The following is a 21,166-nucleotide window of genomic DNA, read 5'->3' as shown; positions in this document are numbered from 1 at the left end:
TCACTCCGCCGGCTGGCGCCCTTCGACATAGCCCTTGCGCAGCTGCTCCTGGTACCAGCGGCGGTGATGCTCCATCGCCCAGTTCTCGTCGACGTCGCCGGAGCCCATGGCGTCGAAGGCGCCCTCCATGCCGATGGTGCCGATGTAGATGTGACCGATCACCGCGGCGATCAGCGCCGCCGCCAGCAGCCCGTGGATGACGTGGATGGTCTGCATCCCGCCGATCCCGGTGACGGCGAAGGGCACCATCAGCAGGTAGCCGGTGGCCGCCATGCCCGAGCCGCCCAGCACGATGCTCCAAAACACCAGCTTCTGCCCGGCGTTGAATCGCCCGGCTTCCGGATGGTGGCCGCCGGCCTTGGAGAAGAGCCCGCCGGCCGTCTTGATCCAAACCCAGTCGGCCTTCTCCGGAATATTGTCGCGCAGCCAAAGCGCGACGATCATCAGCAGCCCGACGACGAAGGGCACGCTGACGAAGTTGTGGATCGACTTGGAATATTCCGCCAGCGGCGTGAAGGCCTGATGGCCGATCAGCGGGATCAGCAGCGGCCGGCCGAAGGTCAGGATCACGCCGGTCAGCGCCATCGTCAGGAAGCTGACCGCCGTCGTCCAGTGGGCGAAGCGGTCCAGTCCGTTGAAGCGCAGCACCAGCCGCCCCGCCTTGCCGCCATGGATGCGGATGGTGCCGCGATAGAGGAAGAAGATCGCCAGCACCACCGTCATGCCGATGGCCAGCCCGCCGATGGCCAGCCGCAGCGTGCGGGTGCGCCACTCCCGCCACTCCCGCCCTTCCGGCTGGACCAGCACCGCCAGCTTCTCGTCCGGGATGCTGACGCGGCCGACGACCTTGTCGTCCTGCGGGACGTAGAGCGGCACCTGCTCCTTGGTGGTCGGCGAGTTGGGGCCGGGCGCCTGATAGAGCTGCGCTTGTGCGAAAGTCGGAGCGGCCAGACCAGCAACGGCCAACAGGGCGATCAGCAGCAGGGCGTGCAGGGGGCGCATGGGTTGGATCTCCCGGTATGGTCGTTCTTGTGGGGGCGCCGATTGCCCCCTCCCTAACCCTCCCCCTCTTCGAGGGAGAGGGAACTGCCGCTGGACGCCGACAAAGCTCCTGCCCCCTCTCCCGCGGAGCTCTCGCACAAAGCTATGCTTTGTGCTGACGCGACAGGCGGACCATAGGTCCGCTGAGAGCGGGGGAGGGATGGGGAGGGGGCAACCGGCGCGACGCTCACGCCCCTCCCGTGCTCGGCCCGCCGGGCGCGAAGGGGGAGCCGCGGTCGTTGCGGCCGTAGGCGGTGGACCAGCCCGGTGCACCAGAGCCGTAGCCGCGGCGCACCGACCGTTCCTGATAGATGTCCGCCAGGATCGCGCCGTCGCCGGCCATCAGCGCGCGGGTGGAGCACATCTCCGCGCAGAGCGGCAGCTTGCCCTCGGCCAGCCGGTTGGCGCCGTATTTCTGGTACTCCTCGACGCTGCCGTCCGGTTCGGGACCGCCGGCGCAGAAGGTGCACTTGTCCATCTTGCCGCGGCTGCCGAAATCGGTGGTGCGCGGGTATTGCGGCGCGCCGAACGGACAGGCGTAGAAGCAGTAGCCGCAGCCGATGCACAGATCCTTGCTGTGCAGCACCACCCCGTCTTCGGTCTGCAGGAAACAGTCGACCGGGCACACCGCGGCGCAGGGCGGGTCGTTGCAATGCATGCAGGCCATGGAGATCGACCGCTCGCCCGGCTTGCCGTCGTTCAGCGTGACCAGACGGCGGCGGTTGATGCCCCACGGCACCTCATGCTCGTTCTTGCAGGCGGTGACGCAGGCGTTGCATTCGATGCAGCGTTCCGAATCGCACAGGAACTTCATCCGGGCCATGTCTCATCAGCTCCTGCACGTCATGCCGGCTCGACCCGGCAGAGGGTGACCTTGGTTTCCTGCATGAAGGTGACGGGGTCGTAGCCGTAGGTCGTCACCCCGTTGGCCGGCTCGCCCAGCACGATCGGGTCGGTGTTGGGCGGGTAGTTGCCGCGCAAGCTGTCGCCCCGCCAGAAACCGGAGAAGTGGAAGGGCAGGAACACGGTGCCGCTGCCGACGCGGTCGGTGACCAGCGCCTTGACCTTGGCCTTGCTGCCGTCCTCCGGCCCATGGATCCACACCCAGGCGCCGTCCCGGATGCCCAGCCCTTCGGCGTCCTTGGTGTTGATCTCCGCGAACATCGACTGCTGCAGCTCGGCCAGCCAGGGGTTGGACCGGGTTTCCTCGCCGCCGCCCTCGTATTCGACCAGCCGGCCGGAGGTCAGGATCATCGGGAAACGCTGGCGCAGATCGCTGTCCGCCACCTTGAACTGAAGCGAGCGGGCAAGCTGGACCAGACGGAAGTCGCGCCGGTCCTCGATGGCCGGATAGGCCTTCACCAGTTCCGGACGCGGGGAATAGATCGGCTCGCGGTGGATCGGCACCGGGTCGGGCAGGTTCCAGGCGACGGCGCGCGCCTTGGCGTTGCCGTGCGGCACGCAGCCATGCTTCAGCGCCACGCGGATGATGCCCATCGACAGGTCGGTCTGCCAGCTGACATTGTCCACCTCGGCCCCGCCGCCGCCGATGGCCTGGATGACGCGCGTCTCCTCCGGCGTCAGGTCCTTGTCCCAGCCCAGCTTCTTCAGCACGGCCATGGTGAATTCGGGATAGCCGTCCTCGATCTCCGATCCCTTGGAATAGGAGCCGTCGGCCAGCAGCGAGACGCCGTTGCGCTCCACGCCGAAGCGGGCGCGGAAGACGCCGCCGCCGTCCATCACATGCTTGGAGGTGTCGTAGAGCACCGCCGATCCCGGATGCTTGATCTCCGGATGGCCCCAGACCGGCCAGGGCAGGCCGTAGTAATCGCCGGCGCAGGGGCCGGAGGAGGCCCGCATGGTGATCTTGTCGAAATCGGCCTGATGCTTCATGTGCATCTTCAGCCGTTCCGGCGATTGTCCGGTGGCGCCGATCGACAGGCAGCTGCGGTTCATCTCGCGCAGGATGTCCTCCGGCACCGGCCGGGTGTTCTCCACCGTGATGTGCTTGAACATCTCGTCGGCGAAGCCCAGCTTGCGCGCCAGCAGGTACATGATGGTGTAGTCGTCCTTCGATTCGAAGATCGGCTCCACCACCTTCTCCCCCCACTGCATCGAGCGGTTGGAGCAGGTGCGCGACCCGTCGGTCTCGAACTGGCTGCAGGCCGGCAGGATGTAGGTGCCGTTGCGCCGTTCCTTGATCGCGGCGAAGGTGGTCGGGTGCGGGTCGGCGATGACCAGCAGGCTCAGCTTCTCCAGCCCCTTCACCATGTCCGGCATGCGGGTGACGGTGTTGCCGCCATGGCCGAAGCACATCATGGCGCGCAAGGGGCTGGGCTGGTCGATCTCGCCCGGCTTGGCCAGCACCGCGTCGAACCAGCGCGTGGTCGGGATGCCTTTGGCCTCCATCAGTTCCTTGGAGGCGAACCGGCTCTTCATAAAGTCGTATTCGACGTCCCAGGCGCGGGAGAAATGCTTCCACGCCCCTTCGGCCAGCCCGTAATAGGAGGGCAGCGTGCTGACGTCGAGGCCGAAGTCGGTGGCGCCCTGCACGTTGCAGTGGCCGCGATAGATGTTGGCGCCGCCGCCGGCCACGCCGATGTTGCCCAGCGCCAGCTGCAGGATCGACAGCGCGCGGACGTTGGCGGTGCCGACCGTGTGCTGGGTGACGCCCATGCACCAGATCACCGTGCTGGGCTTGTTCTTCGCCAGCGCCTCCGCCACCCGGCGCAGCTGGGGGCCGGGGACGCCGGTCACCCGCTCCACCTCCTCAGGCGTCCATTTCTTCACCTCGGCACGGACCTCGTCCATGCCGTAGACGCGCTGGCGGATATACTCCTTGTCCTCCCAGCCGTTTTCGAAGATGTGCCACAGCAGACCCCAGGCGATGGGGATGTCGGTGCCGGGACGGATGCGGACATATTCGGTGGCGTGCGCCGCGGTGCGGGTGAAGCGCGGGTCGATGACGATGAAGGGGGCGCGGTTGTGCTCCTTGCCGCGCAGCATGTGCTGCATCGACACCGGGTGCGCCTCCGCCGGGTTGCCGCCGACGATCACCAGCGCCTTGGAGTTCTGGATGTCGTTGTAGCTGTTGGTCATGGCGCCGTAGCCCCACGTGTTCGCCACGCCGGCGACCGTGGTGGAATGGCAGATGCGCGCCTGATGATCGACGTTGTTGGTGCCCCAGAAGGCCGCCAGCTTGCGGTAGAGATAGGCGCCCTCGTTGGAGAATTTCGCCGAGCCCAGCCAGAACACCGCGTCCGGCCCCGACGCCTGCCGAATCTCCATCAGCTGGTTGCCGATCTCCTCGATCGCCTGGTCCCAGGTGATCCGCTGCCACACGCCGTCGACCAGCTTGAGGGGGTATTTGACCCGGCGGGTGCCCTTGGTCAGTTCGCGCACCGACGCGCCCTTGGCGCAGTGGGTGCCCTGGTTGATCGGGCTTTCCCAGCCCGGCTCCTGCCCGACCCAGACGCCGTTCTGCACCTCCGCGATCACCGTGCAGCCGACGGAGCAATGGGTGCAGACGTTCTTGCGCGTCACCACCTCGACATTCGGCAGAATGGGACCGGCCTCCGCCTTGCGGATCATCGCGCCCGGCAGCGCCCCGACGGCGGCGATGCCGCCCGCGGCAAGGCCGGAGCGGCGCAGGAAGCCGCGGCGGCTGACGCCCGACTCCAGACTGTCGGCCAGCGCGGCGACCAGACCGGAGCGCTTGTTGCCTGTCGTTTTCGCCGAGCTGCGTTTGACCAGCATGGACACCCTCCGGATCGCCTACAGGCGGTTCAGCGCGTAGAAGCGCTTGACGTGTTCGGTTTCGCGGTAGCGGGTCTTCACCTGCTCCTGCGGCGATTCCATCGCCTGCGCCTCGCCCCCCGCCGGCAATACGGCCGCCGCGGCGGCACCGGCCGCGCCGAGGCCCAGCGTCTTCAGGATGTCGCGGCGTTGCAGGGGATTGCGCGGCGGCTCTTGCGGCGGCGTCTTCATGCGTCGGCCTCCTCCAACTGGTCGGTCTGTCGGTTGAGTGCTTCCTGTTCGATCTCCAGGAACAGGCGGCCGATGGTGCCGACCGGGCGGTAGAGGCCGGCCGCCTCCGCCCCTTCCAGATCCTGGAAGAAGCGATCGGCCCAGGGCAGCAGATGGCTGTCCAGCATGTGGCGCTGCACCGCCGGGTCGGCCCCCTCACGGATCAGCACCGCCATCACGTCGCAGAGCGCGGCGATGTGGTCCTCCGGCTCCGACACGTCGGGCGCGCGCTCCAGCCCCAGCGCCTGCAGGTCGGCGCGCAGGGCCGACAGCGGCCGGTCGGTCAGGAAGCCCGTGCGGTAGAAGGAGGCGTAGGGGACCAGTTCGCCCTGGACGACGCCGATGAACAGCGCGTTGAACTCGCGCTCCGCCGCTTTGGGATCGGTGGCGCGGGCGCGGGCGGCCAGATCGTCAAAGGCACGGCCGATCGGCGTCGCATCGCCGGTAAGGCCGCCCAGCAGCGCCAGCAGGTCGGCGCCCGGCGGGGCCGACAGCGTCAGCGCCAGCAGCCGGTAGACGTCGGCGCGCAAACCATCCGCGCCGCTTTCCGGATCATGAACCGTCATCACACTCCCGCAAGCCGCTCCGGACCACTCAGCGAAGGCCGCCGCGAGGTTGCGACTGGCCTGAACCGGAATAACGCCCGGCGCGGGCAAAGGTTGCCTTACCCGGTCGGGGCTACCCGGCCGGGGTCATCCCTTTTCCCCGTCCGCCGGATCATTTCTCCGGAGTGTCAGCCTGCTGGCGATCGGTTTGCGGGCGGCCGGAAAAGTTGCGGTGCTCGACCGACGCCTCCTCCCCCACCCGCGCGCCCACCGAGGCGAAGGTCTCGTCGGCACTGCGGGCGAACAGGCTGGGCAGGATCGCCCAGGCGCCGCCCGCCAGGACCAGGATGGCGACGAGCGCGGCAAGGAAGGCTTTCATCGGCTAAACTCCGGACAGCGCTGACCGGAGCGAAGCCGCGCTGCCGGCTCCGCCCACGCCACCCACAACGCCGCCCAAGCCGGATTGTTTCCGTCCGATCTTTTCCGCTTGATATGCTCCTGTCGAGCACATATGGTTTTGCTCAGAACGAGCATATAGCGGAGCACATGATGCCCGAGGTCGCCGAACTCGCCTATACCCCTGCCGTCGCCGCGGCGACCGCACCGATCTATGACCGGATGAAGCGCGTCGTGCCGGCCATCGAATGGCCCTTCCACGCGCCGCTGGTCCACGCCATCAACGAGCTGAAGCGAGAGCGCAACGCCGTCATCCTGGCCCACAACTACCAGACGCCGGAGATCTTCCACGGCGTGGCCGATATCGTCGGCGACAGCCTGGCGCTGGCCGCCAAGGCGACGCAGACCGACGCCGACGTCATCGTGCTGGCCGGCGTCCATTTCATGGCGGAGACGGCGAAGCTGCTGAACCCGGCCAAGACGGTGCTGATCCCCAGCCGCAACGCCGGCTGTTCGCTGGCCGACAGCATCACCGCTGCAGACGTGCGTCTGCTGCGCGAGGCGCATCCCGGCGTGCCGGTGGTCGCCTACGTCAACACCTCCGCCGAGGTGAAGGCGGAGGTCGACATCTGCTGCACCTCCGGCAACGCGGTGGAGGTGGTGGAATCGCTGGGCGTCGACCGGGTGATCTTCCTGCCCGACGAGTATCTCGCGAAATACGTCGCCACCCAGACCAAGGTCGAGATCATCGCCTGGAAGGGCCATTGCGAAGTGCATGAGCGCTTCACCGGCGCCGAGATCGAGGATTTCCGCCGCCGTTTCGACCGGCTGACCGTGATCGCCCACCCCGAATGCCCCCCCGACGTGCTGGACGCGGCCGATTTCGTCGGCTCCACCGCCCGCATGATCGACTTCGTCGGTTCAGAGAAGCCGCCGCGGGTGCTGATGGTCACCGAATGCTCGATGAGCGACAACGTTGCCGCCGCCTCTCCCGAGACGGAGTTCGTGCGGCCCTGCAACCTGTGCCCGCACATGAAGACGGTGACGCTGTCGGGCATCCTGGAGTCGCTGCAGACCCTGGAACCGCGCGTCGAAATCCCCGACGCGCTGGCCGCCCGCGCCCGCCGCTCCGTGGAGCGCATGCTGGCAGTGAAGCCGAAGTGAATTAAGCGACCCCAAATCCCCCTCTCCCCCCGGGGAGAGGGTCGGGGTGAGGGGGGTGCACTGCGAGGATCTCTTCGGCTTCGCCGAACCCCCTCATCCTAACCTTCTCCCCAGGGGGGAGAAGGAACTTGTGAGGAGTTCTTTTATGACCTCCAGCACGCCTTACGATGTCCGCGATGCCGAGGTGATCGTCGTCGGCTCCGGCCTCGCCGGAATGACCGCCGCCCTGCAGCTCGCCCCACGCGCCGTCACCCTCATCACCAAGACCGCCGGCCTGCCCGGCGGCTCCAGCCTCTATGCCCAGGGCGGGATCGCCGCCGCCGTCGGCCCCGGTGACCGGCCGGAAGACCATGCCGCCGATACCGTCGCCGCCGGGGCCGGGCTGGTCGATGCGGCGATGGCGGCCCTGCTGACCCGCGACGGCGCCGCCCTGGTCCGCCGCCTGCTCGATGACGGCCTGCCCTTCGACCGCGCCGCCGACGGCTCGCCGCTGCTGGGCCGGGAAGCCGCCCATGGCGCGGCGCGCATCGTCCATGCCGGCGGCGACGCCACCGGCCGCACGCTGGTCACCGCCCTGGCCGAGCGGCTGCGCGCCACCCCGTCGGTGCGGGTGGAGACCGATGCCTTCGCCGTCGATCTCGTCCTCCGCAACGGCCGGGTCTGCGGCCTGCTGGCCTGCCATCCCGAAGGTTGGGTGCTGCACCGCGCCCCGCGCGTGATCCTGGCGACCGGCGGCATCGGCGCCACCTTCGCCCGCACCACCAACCCGGCGGAGGCCACCGGCGACGGCCTCGCCATCGCTGCGCGGGCGGGCGCCCGGCTGGCCGACCTGGAGTTCGTGCAGTTCCACCCCACGGCGCTCGCCGTCGATGCCGACCCGGTGCCGCTGCTGACCGAAGCGTTGCGGGGAGCCGGCGCCATCCTGCTCGATCACGCCGGCCATCGCTTCATGCCCGACGAGCATCCGCTGGCGGAGTTGGCGCCACGCGACGTGGTCGCCCGCGCGATCGGCCGGCGCGTCGCGGCGGGGGAGCCGGTGTTCCTCGACCTACGCCCGGCGCTGGCCGCCAAACCCGACGGCTTCCCCACCGTCATGGCTCTCTGCGCCGAGCATGGGCTGGATCCCTTCGCCAAGCCGATGCCGGTGGCGCCCGCCGCCCACTACCACATGGGCGGGGTGGTCACCGACGCCGACGGCCGCACCAGCCTGGAGGGGCTGTGGGCCTGCGGCGAGGTCGCCTGCACCGGCGTCCACGGCGCCAACCGTCTGGCAAGCAATTCCCTGCTGGAGGCGCTGGTGTTCGGCGCCCGTGTCGCCCGCGACGTGGCGGAGCGCCCGCTGGCGCCACTCCCGCCCTTCGCCCTGCCCCGCCCGCCGGCGGTCGCCGCCGATGTCAGCTGTATCCTGCTCGAAGCCATCGGGGCGGAGGCGCGCAGCGCGCTTTATGACGGCGCCGGGCTGGTGCGCGACGGCCTGGGCCTGCTGGCCACCCGGCGCAAGCTCGACCGGCTGGCGGCGGCCTTGGACATGCTCCGCTGCGAGGATGACGACGCCCACGAAGACGCCAAAGCCCCGCCGGAAATCGTCCGCCAATGGGGCGAGGCGCGCAACCGGCTGCTGGTCGGCAGGCTGGTCGTCCATGCCGCGCTGGCGCGGGAAGAAAGCCGCGGCGCCCATTGCCGTAGCGACCATCCCCTCCCCAACCCCGCCCATGGTGATGGGGCTGGCACCCGCACCCTGACCCTCAGCGATCTGGCCGGCACCGCCGGTCCCCTGTCCGGAGACGCCGCATGCTGCATCCTCTGACCGTCGAGCCCATCGTCCGCGCCGCCCTGGCAGAGGATCTGGGCCGGGCCGGCGACATCACCACCGACAGCATCATCCCGGCCGACGCGGTGGCGACCGCCCGCATCGCCGCCCGCAAGGACGGCCGCGTCGCCGGTCTGGAAGCGGCGCTGATCGCCTTTCGCCTGCTCGACCCCGCCATTTCGGTGACGGTGGAGCGCGCCGACGGCGACGACGTTGCGCCCGGCGGCACCATCGCCAGCCTGACTGGCAAGGCCCGCGCCCTGCTGACGGCGGAGCGCACGGCGCTGAACCTGATGGGCCGGCTGTCCGGCATCGCCACCGCCACCCGCGCCCTGGTGCGCGAGGTGGACGGCACCAAGGCCCGCATCGTCTGCACCCGCAAGACCACCCCGGGCTTGCGCGTTCTGGAAAAGCACGCGGTGAAGCTGGGCGGCGGCTTCAACCACCGCTTCGGGCTGGATGATGCCGTCCTCATCAAGGACAACCACATCGCCGTCGCCGGCGGTGTGCGCCCGGCGGTGGAGCGCGTCCGCGCCGCCATCGGCCACATGGTGAAGGTGGAGGTGGAGGTCGACACGCTCGACCAGCTGGACGAACTGCTCGGCCTGCCGGTTGATGTCGTTCTGCTCGACAATATGGACCCGGACACGTTGCGCCGCGCCGTGCGGATGGTCGACGGCCGCCTGCTGACGGAGGCATCGGGCAACGTCACGCTCGCCACCGTCCGCGCCATCGCCGAGACCGGCGTCGACATGATCTCCTGCGGCTGGCTGACCCACAGCGCCCCGAATTTGGATCTGGGGCTGGATATGTGAGGGGGAGACGATGATGAGGATCCCCTCTCCCCCCCGGGGAGAGGGTTAGGGTGAGGGGGTCGCACAGCGTGCCATCCCGAGAATCCTCGCCTTGCATCCCCCTCACCCCGACCCTCTCCCCGCTTTCGGCGGACCGGAGGTCCGCCTGTCGCGTCAGCGCAAACAAAGTTTGCGCGAGAGCGGGGGAGAGGGGGATGTGGTCAGGCTTTTTCCGCTTACGCCGCCAGCTTCTCGACGTTGCCGTCCAGGCCCATCAGCAGCAGCTCGACCTCAAGGTCCGGGTGGCGTTCCTTGACCATCGCCTTCAGCTTGGTCAGGTACTGGCCATGCACCTCGGCCTCCTTGGCCGGATCGGGCGACAGGTCCATGCCGAGGAAGACCTTGTAGGCGCCGCAGTCGCGGTGATCCATGACGATCACGCGCTTGATGTGGTGCAGGTCCTTGGCGACCGCGACATGGTCCCAGAAGGCCTCGCCCCAGGCGGGCTTCTTCTCGGTCAGGGCGCCCAGGCTGGCGCCGGCCAGGATGACGTGGTCGTAGTTCGCCTGCATGTTGCGGGCGTTCATGTAGCTGGCGACATGGCCCATCAGGCGATAGTCCATGCAAGACAGTAGAAGCGTGTCGACGCTGCCGGCCAGGGCCGGGCGGCTCATCATCATCGGCGCCATCAGCGTCACGCCGGCACCCAGCGTCGCCAGCTTCAGGAACCCGCGGCGCGAGCTGTGTTCGCCCTGGCAGCAGCCATGGTGATGACCGGTCGAATGATCCATTGTGCCCTCCCAACACGCCCCGAACCCGTATCGGGGGTTTCACGCGCGATGGTGGCAGGTAAGTATTAAAAATTCCAATACATGGGGTTCCACAGTGCGAAAAAGCAATGAATCCCGACACTGTGGTATTTTTCGGATAGATCGACCCACAACCGGATTTCATTCCGTTACCGAACGGAAAGGAAAACGGGCCGCCCCGGTGAGGGACGGCCCGTTTCCATGCATGGATGTTCCCGGTCGTCAGCGTTCGGCTGTCACCCGCCGCGCGTGCTGCTCGGCGCCGGTGTGCCGGCCGACCCGACGGTGCTGGAGGCCGGCGGCGGCGAGGCGCTCGCGCTGTGGCTGGACGAACAGTCCGCGTTGGCGATCCCCGCCGTCAGGAGAGTGGCGAGACCGAACAATGCGGCGACGACCGGACTGGCTCCATGAGACATTGGATCACCTCCTTTCTGAAACGTTGCGACCACCAACAGATTGACACAGTAGAGCACTCGGTCAATGGCCGATTCAAAGATTGATGGCCCGTCTCCCAAAGGAACAGGTTCCGGTCTTGAACTTGAGCAGCGTTACCGGGTTTCCAGCAGCCCGCTCATCCTCGCGAACAGTTCCGACTTCGCTTCGAAGCCGACGCCGGGCAGGTCCGGCAGGCGCACCCGGCCATCCTCGACTGCGATACCGTCGGCGAAACCGCAGAAAGGCTTGAAGACATCGGGATAGGATTCATTGCCGCCCAAATGCAGGCCGGCGGCGATGTTCAGCGACATCTGGTGCCCGCCATGCGGCACCACCCGGCGGCTGGACCAGCCATTGTCCTTCAGCATGTCCAGCGTGCGCAGATACTCCACCAGACCATAGCTCAGCGCGCAGTCGAACTGCAGCCAGTCGCGGTCGGCCCGCATGCCGCCATGGCGGATCAGGTTGCGGGCGTCCTGGTGGGAGAACAGGTTCTCTCCCGTCGCCATCGGCCGGTCATAGTGGTTGGCGAGTTCGGCCTGCAGCGCATAGTCCAGCGGATCCCCGGCCTCCTCGTACCAGAACAGGCCATAGGGCTTCAGCGCCTCCGCGTACGTGATGGCGGTGTCGAGGTCGAAGCGGCCATTGGCATCGACGCACAGGTTCTCGCCCGACCCGACCACCTCCAGCACCGCGTCGATGCGCCGCAGATCCTCCGCCAGCGGGGCACCGCCGATCTTCATCTTCACGACCTTGTATCCGCGGTCGCGGTAGCTGCGCATCTCGTCCTGCAGCGCCCTCACATCCTTGCCGGGATAGTAATAGCCGCCGGCCGCATAGACCCAGACGCTGTCGTCGGCCACCCCGCCGCGGAAGCGGTCGGCCAACAGGCGGTAGAGCGGCACGCCGGCGATCTTCGCCACGGCATCCCACACCGCCATGTCGATGGTGCCGACGGCGACGGAACGCTCGCCATGGCCGCCCGGCTTCTCGTTGGTCATCAGCCGCGCCCAGATGCGGAACGGGTCCAGGTTCTCGCCGCTGTCGTCCAGCAGGCTGTCGGGCGCCGCCGACATCAGCCGGGGAATGAAGCGCTCGCGCAGCAGACCGCCCGCGGCATAGCGGCCGTTGGAATTGAATCCGTAGCCGATCACCGGCTTGCCGTCGCGCACCACGTCGGTGACCACCGCGACGACGCTGCAGGTCATCTGGCTGAAATCGATGAAGGCGTTGGCGATGTCGGACTTGATGCCGGCGGTCTGCTCGCGGATTTCGACGATGCGCATGGCGGTTCCCCTTGCAGCGTGGTGGCGCGTTCGATGGCAGCACTGTAGGGATGGTGCGGGCCGCCGGGCCAATGCCAAGGTCGGAACGCATCATGCGGGTTCGGCATAGGGTGGCCGGAGGCCGGCAGACGTGACGAAGATTGGGCGATGGAACTCTCCTGGCTCGACGATTTCCTGGCGCTGGTGGATTGCGGCAATTTCTCCCGCGCCGCCGACGCGCGCCACCTGACCCAGCCGGCCTTCAGCCGCCGCATCCGCGCGCTGGAGGACTGGGCCGGCACCCCGCTGTTCGACCGCAGTACCCAGCCGGTGACTCTGACGGAGGCCGGGCGCCGCTTCCGCCCCTTCGCCGACGAGACCGTGCGCCGCCTGCTGCAGGGCCGCGAGGAGGCCCGGCTCGCCGCCCAGTCGGAGGCCGCGACCCTGCGCTTCGCCGCCACCCACGCGCTGTCGCTGACCTTCTTCCCCTCCTGGCTGCGGGCGCTGGAGGCGCGGGCAAGGCTGGGCGCCATCACCCTGTCGTCCGACAGCATGGAGGCCTGCGAGCGGCTGATGCTGGCCGGACAGGCGCAGTTCCTGCTCTGCCACGCCCACCCGGCGGCGGCCGGCCGGCTGGATGCGGAGTCCTTCCGCTCCGTCGTCGTCGGCGGCGACCGGCTGCTGGCGGTGACCGCCCCCGATGCCGCCGGTCGGCCGCGCCATCTGCTGGCTGCCAGGGAAAACAGTGAAAGCGGCGAAAGCGCGCCGCTGCCCCACCTGTCCTACAGCCGCGAATCCGGCATGGGCCGCATCCTGGAGGCGGTGCGGGCGGCGCAGCCGCTGCCCGCGGCGCTCGACACCGTCTTCACCTCCCACCTCGCGGCGGTTCTGCGCACGCTGGCGCGCGACGGGCGCGGGGTGGCTTGGCTGCCGGAGAGTCTGATCGCCGAGGATCTGGCGCGCGGCACCCTGGTTCGCGCCGGGGTGCCGGCCGGCGACGAGCGCTGGACCGTTCCGGTGCAGATCCGGCTGGTCCGCCCGCGCGCCCGCCAGAGCAAGGCGGCCGAAAGCTTCTGGACGCTCGCGGTCGAAGCCGCCCTGTGGCGCAACGCCGAGTCGCCGGCGGAGTCCGCTCTCCCGGTTGCCGGAGTGGAGTCGGTCACGGAAGAAGAGTTGTGACCGTTTGCCCCCAAGTCACTTTGATCGTTGACATTCTCGACAAAGGCTGTCCAAGCGCGCGATTTCGCTGGCACTAACCCTTCCGATCGGGCAAAATTTGCCTAGTTGGTTTAGGAGGCGTCGCGTCAGCGACCGGAGGAACGATCATGGGCGTCAGCAGCATTGGCGGTATCGGCGGCTATCAGCAGCAGCCCTACGTCACCCCGCTCAGCAGCGGCCCGGCCGCGGCGCAGCGGTCCACCTCCCCCGTCGAAACCGCGCAGGAAGACCAGACCGAGCGCACCCGCCGCCAGCAGGAGGCGCAGACGGTCCAGAGCGGTTCCAGCGGCGGCAACACCACCCCAACCCGCGGCCAGAACCTCAATATCACGGTCTGACCCGGATCGGGTCGCGTAGCGGGGACGGCTGGGAGAACGACGCGGGACGGCACCCGGCCGGGGGCTGTCTCAACGGCAACGCCTGGAAAGCGGGCAAGAAGCGCGGGAGGCACCGATGGAGATCCGTGGCGTTTCCAGCACGACGGCAATCCGCCCGACGGCTTTCCAGCCGACGGAGTCGGGATCCGCTTCGGCATCGCCTCCCGCCGAGAGCACCGGCAGCACCGCCGAGGGCGGGACGGACAAGGCTTCCGGCCCCGGCTATATCAGCCCCTTCCTGCGCTATGACCAGGGCGCGCGGGTGGCTGTGCTGTATTTCCGTGATTTCGACACCGGCGAAACCCAGGACCAGATCCCCTCCCAGCGCGTGGTCGAGGAATACCGCCGCACCGCCAGCCGCTTGGCGCAGGAGGACGAGCGGAAATCGGCCGCGACGAAGGCGGGGTCGAGCGGATCGGCGGACGGTAGCACCGGTGGAACGGGGACTTCGTCGGGCAGTGGCTATACCCCGGCGGCGAGCGGCTCCGGGTCGGCCGGCACGTCGATCGGCGTATCCTTCGCGAGTGCTTCAGGCGGCGGGACGACGGCGGGGGCCAGCAATGCAGCGGCGCCGGCGACCGGCGGGTTCACTCCGGCCGCGACCGGCGGGCGCTCTGGCGGATCGCCGGGCGGACTGGTTTCGGTGACGGTTTGAGGGATTTGGCTGGGGTGTCGGCTTCGATTGCCCCCACCTAGCCTCCCCCGCTCTCAGCGGACCTACGGTCCGCCTGCCGCGTCAGCACAAAGCGAAGCTTTGTGCGAGAGCTGGGCGGGGGAGGGACTGCCGCCACTGTCCCGCATCAGCACTTGCCCCTCCCCCGCCCAGCGGGGGAGGGTTGGGGTGGGGGCATCGTCAGCCGACACCCACACCCCCCAAACCTCACCCCCCAGCCGCCTCCTCCTCCGCCTGCCGACGCCTGAACCCGACCAGCGCGGTTTCGTCCAGCATCGCGGCCTCCTTGCGCTTCTGCTTGTCGCGCTCGCGCTTCAGCCGCTCCTCCTCCGCCAGTTCGTAGCGCTTCAGTTCCTGGAAGGCCTCGGCCATCTCGTCGGTGGCGATGTTGATCTGCGCCTCCACTTGGCCCAAGGATTCGCCCAGCTTGCGGCCGCGCTCCAACGCCGCCTGGGCGAAGTTGGAATAGGTGAAGGAGACGGAGAAGTCGTCGCGCACCGTTTCCTGTTCGTGCGCGATCTCCTGCTTCACCTTCTCGATCTCGTTGCGCAGCCGGTCGGCCAGCGTGTGGAGTTCCGCCAGGACGCGACGCTTCTCGTCCAGTTGCAGCTTCTGCAGGCGGATGATCGTTTTCAGGCTCATTGCGGCCACTGCACCCCAAAGATTTCAGCGAGCATGGCGTAGCTGGTCTCCAGATCGGTGGCCTCGCGCTTGCCCTGCTTCAGGAAGGCTTCCAGTGCCGGCTGGTAGTGGATCGCCTCGTCCACCTGCGGGTCGGTGCCGCGGCGGTAGGCGCCCAGCCGGATCATCTCCTCCATATTGTCGTAGGAGGACAGAAGGCGGCGGGCATAGCCGACCAGTTCGTTCTCGTTCGCCGTGTTGCAGCCGGGCATGGTGCGCGACACGCTGCGCAGGATGTTGATGGCGGGATAGCGCCCGCGCTCGCCGATCTTGCGTTCCATCACGATGTGGCCGTCCAGGATGCCGCGCACGGCGTCGGCGATCGGTTCGTTGTGGTCGTCGCCGTCGACCAGCACGGTGAACAGGCCGGTGATGGTGCCCGACCCGACCACCCCCGGCCCGGCGCGCTCCAGCAGGCGCGGCAGCTCGGCGAAGACGGTCGGCGGATAGCCCTTGGTCGTCGGCGGTTCGCCGGCGGACAGGCCGATCTCGCGCTGGGCCATGGCGAAGCGGGTGACGCTGTCCATCATGCACAGCACGTCGCGACCCTGGTCGCGGAAATGCTCGGCCACCGCCAGAGTCATGTAGGCCGCCTGCTTGCGCATCAGCGGCGCCTCGTCGGAGGTGGCGCAGACGACGACGCTGCGGGCGAGACCCTCCTCGCCCAGATCCTCGGTGATGAACTCCTGCAATTCGCGTCCGCGCTCGCCGATCAGGCCGATCACCGCGACCTCGGCGGCCGAAAAACGCGCCAGCATCGACATGACCGACGATTTGCCAACGCCCGATCCGGCGAAGATGCCCATACGCTGGCCGCGGCAGCAGGTGAGGAAGGCGTTGATGGCGCGGATGCCCAGGTCCAGCTTGCCCCCCACGCGGGCGCGGGAATGGGCGTTGGGCGGGTTGTTGCGGATCGGCGTGCCCTGCGGCCCCTTGGGCAGCGGCCCCTTGCCGTCCACCGGCTCGCCCAGCGCATTGACGACACGGCCGAGCCAGGCGTCGGTCGGGTAGATCATCGCCTGATCGCCGGCCACCAGCGCGCGGCAGCCCAGCCCCACCCCGTCGAGCGCGCCGAAGGGCATGGCGAGCGCCCGCCCCTGACGGAAGCCGACGACCTCGCACGGAATGCGGCGGCGGTCGCGCGTCTCGACGATGCAGCGGCCACCGACCGACAATTCCTTTTCGATCCCGCCGACCTCGACCATCAGGCCGGACACGGCGGTGACGCGGCCGTAACGGCTGCAGTCGGGAATCTGGTCGATGTCGCGGATCAACTGATCGATATCGAACGGCATGGATCGGATACCGGCGTTCCCAAGACGGAACGCGCTCCTATTAAGTGGTAGTTCTGTGGACGGAGGCGACGTTAACCACCATGATCGCATCTTGCGATGGAAGGATTAACGTTGTGTAAGCGCTTGGCGCTGGCGTTAAGCTGAATCGTCTGTTAACTTGTGTAAACGGGATGGTTGAAATCGATCATCAAGGATCGGGGACCATTACCAGAGTCGGGTAGCGAAAGCGCGCCATCAAACGTCGGGATATCGCCATGAGGGTTCTGCTGGTTGAAGACGATTCCTCCGTCGCCAAAAGCATCGAGCTGATGCTGAACACGGAAGGATTCATCGTCGACTCTACCGACCTGGGTGAAGACGGGCTGGAGATCGGCAAACTCTATGACTACGACATCATCATTCTTGATCTGATGCTGCCGGACATCGACGGGTACGAAGTTCTTCGCCGCCTGCGCGCCGCGCGCGTCACCACCCCGATCCTGATCCTGTCCGGCCTGACCGAGATGGACAACAAGATCAAGGGGCTGGGTTTCGGCGCCGACGATTACCTGACCAAGCCGTTCGACAAGCGCGAGTTGATCGCCCGCATCCAGGCCATCGTCCGCCGGTCGAAGGGGCATTCCGACAGCATCATCCGCACCGGCCGCCTGACCGTCAATCTCGACACCCGCACGGTGGAGGTCGACCAGTCGCCGCTACACCTGACCGGCAAGGAATACGGCATCCTGGAGTTGTTGAGCCTGCGCAAGGGCACGACGCTGACCAAGGAAATGTTCTTGAACCATCTCTATGGCGGGATGGACGAGCCGGAACTGAAGATCATCGACGTCTTCGTCTGCAAGTTGCGCAAGAAGCTGGCTGCCGCCACCCAGGGCGACAACTACATCGAAACGGTGTGGGGCCGCGGCTATGTGCTGCGCGACCCGCACGAGGAAGTCGCCGAGGGCAATCCCCCGCCGCCGCCGCGCGTGCCGCAGCAGCAGGCCGCCGGCTGACGGCAAGCCCGCATTTCTTTTCGTCCGCCCATCGAACGCCCGGCCTTCTTTCGCCTTGAAAGGGGGACCGGGCGTTCCCATGTCTGATGGGTCATTCTGCTTCGGACTGCGGGGCGTTCAAACGCTCCCACGCTCAGCCCCCCTTTTTTCGCCATCGCGATCATGCCTTAGCGGGCATTTGGGGGCCGCCATTCCCACACCCAGTCTGATGCGCCGCACCGGTGGTGCGGCGCCCTTCGCGTTATGGGAGACAGACATGCCCGTCGGCACCGTCAAATGGTTCAACAGCACCAAGGGCTTCGGTTTCATTCAGCCGGAAAGCGGCGGCCCGGATGTGTTCGTTCACATCTCCGCTGTCGAACGCGCCGGGCTGCGCAGCCTGGTCGATGGCCAGAAGATTTCCTACGAGGAGCAGCGCGATCCGAAGCGTGGCAAGACCTCGGCGGAAAATCTGAAGGCGGTCTGACCGCCTGACCGCCGACCTGCGGAAAAAGGGGCATCGGGAAACCGGTGCCCTTTTTCCGTGTTGCACAAGTCGCTGTTGCCCAGACGCAGGGCTCTGCCCAGAGGAGAACCGCTATGGCTTTCAAACCGAATTACAACCAGCAGCGGGCCGAGCGCAACCGGGCCAAGGAACAGAAGAAGGCGGAACGGCTGCAACGCCGCGAGGAAGGCGTCGCCGCCCGCCGCGCCGGCGACCAGACCGACAGCGACCAGACTGATCCCGAGTTGACCGGGCAGGACGATGCGGACGTGCAGGATGACGCCGTCTCGACCGAGACCGGTACCAAGACCGACACCAACAATGCCTGACCGGGCGACCGCAAGCGCGGCCGACCGCGACCATACGGAGGACAGGCCATGGCCCGTCAGAAGAAGCAACCCGTCGAAAACGCCTTCGCGCTCTTCGATGTGATCTACCAGGACGGAGCGCGCACCTCGAACCGCAAGGTGCCGACCGCCGACATCGACCAGTTCGACCGCGAGAACTCCATCCGCACCTTCATCGAGACGCAGGACCGCAAGATCGCGGAAATGTCCGGCAACCCGCGCGGCCCGATCAAGTCGATCACGCCGTCGGCCTGACGCCGTTTTTTCGTTCGAATGGGGGCGGCTTTCCCGCCCCCGTCGCACCTGCGGAAAGCCTTACGCCACCTTGGCGCCGGCGGCGGAGAAGCCGCCCATGCTGTAGAGGCCGCGCTGGCCTTCCACCGGCTTGAACTTGTCGGTGATGCCCAGCACCGTTTCCGCGCCGCCCAGATACAGCACGCCGTCCTGCGGCATTTGGCGGGAAATCGATTCCAGCACCTTCGCCTTCGTCGGCTGATCGAAATAGATCAGCACATTGCGGCAGAAGACGATGTCGAACTGGCCCAGCGGCGACAGGTCGCCCAGCAGGTTCCATTCACGGAACGACGCCATCTGGCGCAGTTGCTGGCTGATCTGCCACTTGTCGCCGTTCTGCTTGAAATGCTTCACCAGCATGGTGATCGGCAGGCCGCGCTGCACCTCGAACTGGGTGTAGATACCGGCCTTCGCCCGCTCCACCATTTCCGCCGAGATGTCGGTGCCGATGATCTCGATGCGCCAGCCGGCCAGCTTCGCCGCCTCGTCATTCAGGATCATCGACAGCGAATAGGCTTCCTGTCCCGACGAACAGGCGGCCGACCAGATGCGCAAGCTGCGCTTGGCCGCCCGCGCCTCCATCAGCTTCGGCAGCACCAGCTGCCTGAACTGGTCGAAGGGCTTCTGGTCGCGGAAGAAGGACGACTCGTTGGTCGTCATCGCTTCCGTGATGTCGCGCAGCAGCGCCTCGTCCTTGCGGGTGCGGACGGTGGTCGCCAGTTCCTCCAGCCCCTTCATGTTCCACTTGCGCGCCACCGGCATCAGCCGGGATTCGAGCAGGTATGCCTTGTCGCGGGTGAGGACCAGGCCGGAACGCTGCTTGAGCAGCGTGGAGAACATGTCGAAATCTTCGACTCTCATGCTGCCCTCGAAGCGAGCTTGCGGATGTGGGGACCGATTTCCTTGAGCGGCAGGATGGCGTTGCAGATGCCGGCTTGCGCCACCGCACCGGGCATGCCCCAGACCACGCTCGACGCCTCGTCCTGGGCGATCAGGGTGCCGCCGCCGTTGACCACGTCGGTGCAGCCCTTCAGCCCGTCCTGCCCCATGCCGGTCAGGATGCAGGCCAGGATCTTGCGTCCGCCGAAGGCCTTCAGGATCGACCGCATCATCGGATCGACCGCCGGGCGGCAGAAATTCTCGGGCGGGTCCTTGCTCAGCGCGATCACGTTGGTGCCGCCGCGCTGCGCCACCAGCATGTGGAAGTCGCCGGGCGCGATATAGCAGCGGTTCTGCACGACCGGCTCGCCGTCCTTGGCCTCGCGCGCGTCGATCCCGCACTGGCGGCTGATGTGCTCGGCCAGGATGGTGGTGAAGGTCGCCGGCATGTGCTGGGTGATCAGGATCGGCTGGCTGATACCGGTCTTCAGGTGCGACAGCACCTCGAACAGGGCCTGCGGGCCGCCAGTGGAGCTGCCGATGGCGATCACATCCGGCTTCACCGCGATGCCGGCCGGGGCCGGGCGGGTGGTGATCGGCCCGACCTCGCGCTTCAGCAGTCCGACCGGAGCCGCCGGGGTCAGCGGGCGGATCTCGCCGCGGCTTCGCGACCCGGCACGCCGGGCGGCGGCGCCCAGCGCCTTGACCTTGGCGACCAGCTCGCGCTTGAAATCCTCCGCCCCGCCGATCTCGCGGGTGGAGGTCGGCTTCGGGATGTAATCGGCGGCACCGGCCGACAGGCAGCGCATCGAAACGTCGGCCCCGCGCAAGGTCAGCGTGGAGGCCATGATGATCTTCACCTGCGGCGCCACCGCCAGCAGCTTCGGGATGGCGGTCAGCCCGTCCATCACCGGCATTTCGATGTCCAGCACGATGACATCGATGGAATTGCGCTGCAGCGAATTGACCGCCATCTGTCCGTCGCCGACGGAGGTGACGACGCGGATGTCCGGGTCCCCTTCCAGCGCGCGGGTCAGCAGGCCACGGATGACGGCGGAGTCGTCCACCACCATGACCCGGACGGGATCCGGGTTGGCCGGTCGCGCGGTGGTGAGGGGGCCTCTGCCAAAACTGTCCGACATAACGGCGATTCGCCTTTCAACTCGACATAGTCAACGCGGCTTTTTCCCGGGCGGCTTCTTCCGGCACCCGGGCCTGGAATGCGGCCAGGATCAGAGAAGGCCGACCTGCGCGAACTTGGTCTGGATGATGTCGCTGTCGAAGGGCTTCATGATGTACTCGTTGGCCCCGGCGGACAGCGCCTCCTGGATGTGGGCGAGGTCGTTCTCGGTCGTGCAGAACACCACCTTGGGCTGCTCGCCCCCGCTCATCTTGCGCAGCCGGCGCAGGAACTCGATCCCGGTCATCACCGGCATGTTCCAGTCCAGCAGGATGGCGTCGGGCATCTGCGCCGCGCAGGCTTCCATCGCCTGCCTGCCGTCTTCCGCCTCGCTGCAGGCGAAGTTCAGCTCTTCCAGGATCTTGCGCGCGACCTTGCGGACCACGCGGCTGTCATCGACCACCAGGCAGGATTTCATTGCGGCAGGGCCTCAGGTCATCTGTTCGTCGGCAAAAGCC

General features: G+C 67.6%; 24 protein-coding genes. 11 read left to right on the top strand and 13 right to left on the bottom strand.

Annotation, left to right across the window (positions count from 1 at the left end):
- The 6 genes from M5E06_RS29275 to M5E06_RS29250 all read right to left on the bottom strand — a co-directional run bounded on the left by M5E06_RS29275 (position 1) and on the right by M5E06_RS29250 (position 5,991).
- On the bottom strand, positions 1–1,002 hold the full coding sequence (locus tag M5E06_RS29275) for a formate dehydrogenase subunit gamma (RefSeq protein ID WP_252141254.1): 1,002 nt from the start codon (positions 1,000–1,002) through the stop codon (positions 1–3).
- 226 nt (positions 1,003–1,228) lie between these two features.
- Complete coding sequence (fdh3B, locus tag M5E06_RS29270) at positions 1,229–1,864, bottom strand: formate dehydrogenase FDH3 subunit beta (RefSeq protein WP_109152767.1); 636 nt, start codon at positions 1,862–1,864, stop codon at positions 1,229–1,231.
- A gap of 20 nt (positions 1,865–1,884) precedes the next feature.
- Complete coding sequence (locus M5E06_RS29265) at positions 1,885–4,797, bottom strand: formate dehydrogenase subunit alpha (protein ID WP_252141253.1); 2,913 nt, start codon at positions 4,795–4,797, stop codon at positions 1,885–1,887.
- An 18-nt stretch (positions 4,798–4,815) separates the two neighbouring features.
- The gene (locus tag M5E06_RS29260; protein WP_252141252.1) at positions 4,816–5,028 is read right to left on the bottom strand and encodes a hypothetical protein; all 213 of its coding nucleotides are present in this window, start codon (positions 5,026–5,028) and stop codon (positions 4,816–4,818) included.
- Positions 5,025–5,633, bottom strand: a complete 609-nt coding sequence (locus M5E06_RS29255; protein ID WP_252141251.1) for a TorD/DmsD family molecular chaperone — start codon at positions 5,631–5,633, stop codon at positions 5,025–5,027. The genes M5E06_RS29260 and M5E06_RS29255 overlap by 4 nt, the downstream gene beginning before the upstream one ends.
- 151 nt (positions 5,634–5,784) lie before the next feature.
- On the bottom strand, positions 5,785–5,991 hold the full coding sequence (locus tag M5E06_RS29250; protein ID WP_252141250.1) for a hypothetical protein: 207 nt from the start codon (positions 5,989–5,991) through the stop codon (positions 5,785–5,787).
- Positions 5,992–6,161: 170 nt separating this feature from the next.
- Here M5E06_RS29250 and nadA point away from each other — a divergent pair, with 170 nt between their 5' ends.
- The 3 genes from nadA to nadC all read left to right on the top strand — a co-directional run bounded on the left by nadA (position 6,162) and on the right by nadC (position 9,797).
- Positions 6,162–7,172: a quinolinate synthase NadA gene (gene nadA, locus M5E06_RS29245; protein ID WP_252141477.1), complete on the top strand. Its 1,011-nt coding sequence runs from the start codon at positions 6,162–6,164 to the stop codon at positions 7,170–7,172.
- Between the two features lie 145 nt (positions 7,173–7,317).
- Positions 7,318–8,979 (top strand): L-aspartate oxidase, encoded by a 1,662-nt coding sequence (locus tag M5E06_RS29240; protein WP_252141249.1) that lies wholly within the window; start codon positions 7,318–7,320, stop codon positions 8,977–8,979.
- Entirely contained in the window at positions 8,964–9,797 is an 834-nt protein-coding gene (gene nadC, locus M5E06_RS29235) for a carboxylating nicotinate-nucleotide diphosphorylase (protein ID WP_252141248.1), read from the top strand. Before M5E06_RS29240 ends, nadC begins: the two co-directional genes overlap by 16 nt.
- Before the next feature lie 215 nt (positions 9,798–10,012).
- Here the strand turns inward: nadC and M5E06_RS29230 are convergent, their stop codons facing one another.
- Positions 10,013–10,567: a carbonic anhydrase gene (locus tag M5E06_RS29230; RefSeq protein ID WP_109156233.1), complete on the bottom strand. Its 555-nt coding sequence runs from the start codon at positions 10,565–10,567 to the stop codon at positions 10,013–10,015.
- A gap of 219 nt (positions 10,568–10,786) precedes the next feature.
- On the opposite strand from M5E06_RS29230, the gene M5E06_RS29225 reads away from it, so the two are divergent.
- On the top strand, positions 10,787–10,996 hold the full coding sequence (locus tag M5E06_RS29225; RefSeq protein WP_247870802.1) for a hypothetical protein: 210 nt from the start codon (positions 10,787–10,789) through the stop codon (positions 10,994–10,996).
- 137 nt (positions 10,997–11,133) lie between these two features.
- Here M5E06_RS29225 and M5E06_RS29220 read toward each other — a convergent pair whose 3' ends face one another.
- Entirely contained in the window at positions 11,134–12,306 is a 1,173-nt protein-coding gene (locus M5E06_RS29220; RefSeq protein WP_252141247.1) for a mandelate racemase/muconate lactonizing enzyme family protein, read from the bottom strand.
- 147 nt (positions 12,307–12,453) lie between these two features.
- Between M5E06_RS29220 and M5E06_RS29215 the strand changes: the two genes are divergently transcribed.
- From M5E06_RS29215 to M5E06_RS29205, 3 genes are all read left to right on the top strand, one after another.
- A complete protein-coding gene (locus M5E06_RS29215) occupies positions 12,454–13,464 on the top strand; it encodes a LysR family transcriptional regulator (RefSeq protein WP_252141246.1) in 1,011 nt (336 codons plus the stop codon).
- Between the two features lie 146 nt (positions 13,465–13,610).
- Positions 13,611–13,841 (top strand): hypothetical protein, encoded by a 231-nt coding sequence (locus M5E06_RS29210; protein ID WP_136701216.1) that lies wholly within the window; start codon positions 13,611–13,613, stop codon positions 13,839–13,841.
- Between the two features lie 115 nt (positions 13,842–13,956).
- The gene (locus tag M5E06_RS29205) at positions 13,957–14,535 is read left to right on the top strand and encodes a hypothetical protein (RefSeq protein WP_252141245.1); all 579 of its coding nucleotides are present in this window, start codon (positions 13,957–13,959) and stop codon (positions 14,533–14,535) included.
- 225 nt (positions 14,536–14,760) lie between these two features.
- On the opposite strand, the gene M5E06_RS29200 is transcribed toward M5E06_RS29205, so the two are convergent.
- Complete coding sequence (locus M5E06_RS29200) at positions 14,761–15,195, bottom strand: flagellar export protein FliJ (protein WP_109150424.1); 435 nt, start codon at positions 15,193–15,195, stop codon at positions 14,761–14,763.
- Positions 15,192–16,529, bottom strand: coding sequence for a flagellar protein export ATPase FliI (fliI, locus tag M5E06_RS29195; protein ID WP_109150425.1), 1,338 nt, complete (start codon positions 16,527–16,529; stop codon positions 15,192–15,194). The genes M5E06_RS29200 and fliI overlap by 4 nt, the downstream gene beginning before the upstream one ends.
- Positions 16,530–16,783: 254 nt before the next feature.
- Between fliI and ctrA the strand changes: the two genes are divergently transcribed.
- The 4 genes from ctrA to M5E06_RS29175 all read left to right on the top strand — a co-directional run bounded on the left by ctrA (position 16,784) and on the right by M5E06_RS29175 (position 18,610).
- Entirely contained in the window at positions 16,784–17,524 is a 741-nt protein-coding gene (ctrA, locus tag M5E06_RS29190; protein WP_109150426.1) for a response regulator transcription factor CtrA, read from the top strand.
- Between the two features lie 256 nt (positions 17,525–17,780).
- Positions 17,781–17,990, top strand: coding sequence for a cold-shock protein (locus tag M5E06_RS29185; protein ID WP_012977930.1), 210 nt, complete (start codon positions 17,781–17,783; stop codon positions 17,988–17,990).
- A 113-nt stretch (positions 17,991–18,103) separates the two neighbouring features.
- Entirely contained in the window at positions 18,104–18,337 is a 234-nt protein-coding gene (locus M5E06_RS29180) for a hypothetical protein (RefSeq protein WP_109150427.1), read from the top strand.
- Positions 18,338–18,385: 48 nt separating this feature from the next.
- Complete coding sequence (locus M5E06_RS29175) at positions 18,386–18,610, top strand: hypothetical protein (RefSeq protein ID WP_109150428.1); 225 nt, start codon at positions 18,386–18,388, stop codon at positions 18,608–18,610.
- 60 nt (positions 18,611–18,670) lie between these two features.
- On the opposite strand, the gene M5E06_RS29170 is transcribed toward M5E06_RS29175, so the two are convergent.
- The 3 genes from M5E06_RS29170 to M5E06_RS29160 form a co-directional block, all read right to left on the bottom strand.
- Positions 18,671–19,510 (bottom strand): CheR family methyltransferase, encoded by an 840-nt coding sequence (locus tag M5E06_RS29170; protein WP_252141244.1) that lies wholly within the window; start codon positions 19,508–19,510, stop codon positions 18,671–18,673.
- On the bottom strand, positions 19,507–20,670 hold the full coding sequence (locus M5E06_RS29165) for a protein-glutamate methylesterase/protein-glutamine glutaminase (RefSeq protein ID WP_252141243.1): 1,164 nt from the start codon (positions 20,668–20,670) through the stop codon (positions 19,507–19,509). Before M5E06_RS29165 ends, M5E06_RS29170 begins: the two co-directional genes overlap by 4 nt.
- A 90-nt stretch (positions 20,671–20,760) precedes the next feature.
- Positions 20,761–21,126: a response regulator gene (locus tag M5E06_RS29160; protein WP_109150431.1), complete on the bottom strand. Its 366-nt coding sequence runs from the start codon at positions 21,124–21,126 to the stop codon at positions 20,761–20,763.
- Positions 21,127–21,166 lie beyond the last annotated feature (40 nt).

Origin of the sequence: Azospirillum sp. A1-3 (assembly GCF_023806445.1) — a bacterium.
In the GTDB taxonomy this organism is placed as follows: Bacteria; Pseudomonadota; Alphaproteobacteria; order Azospirillales; family Azospirillaceae; genus Azospirillum.
The sequence above is the reverse complement of the archived record's forward strand: the minus strand, read 5'-3'. Positions and strand labels throughout refer to the sequence as shown.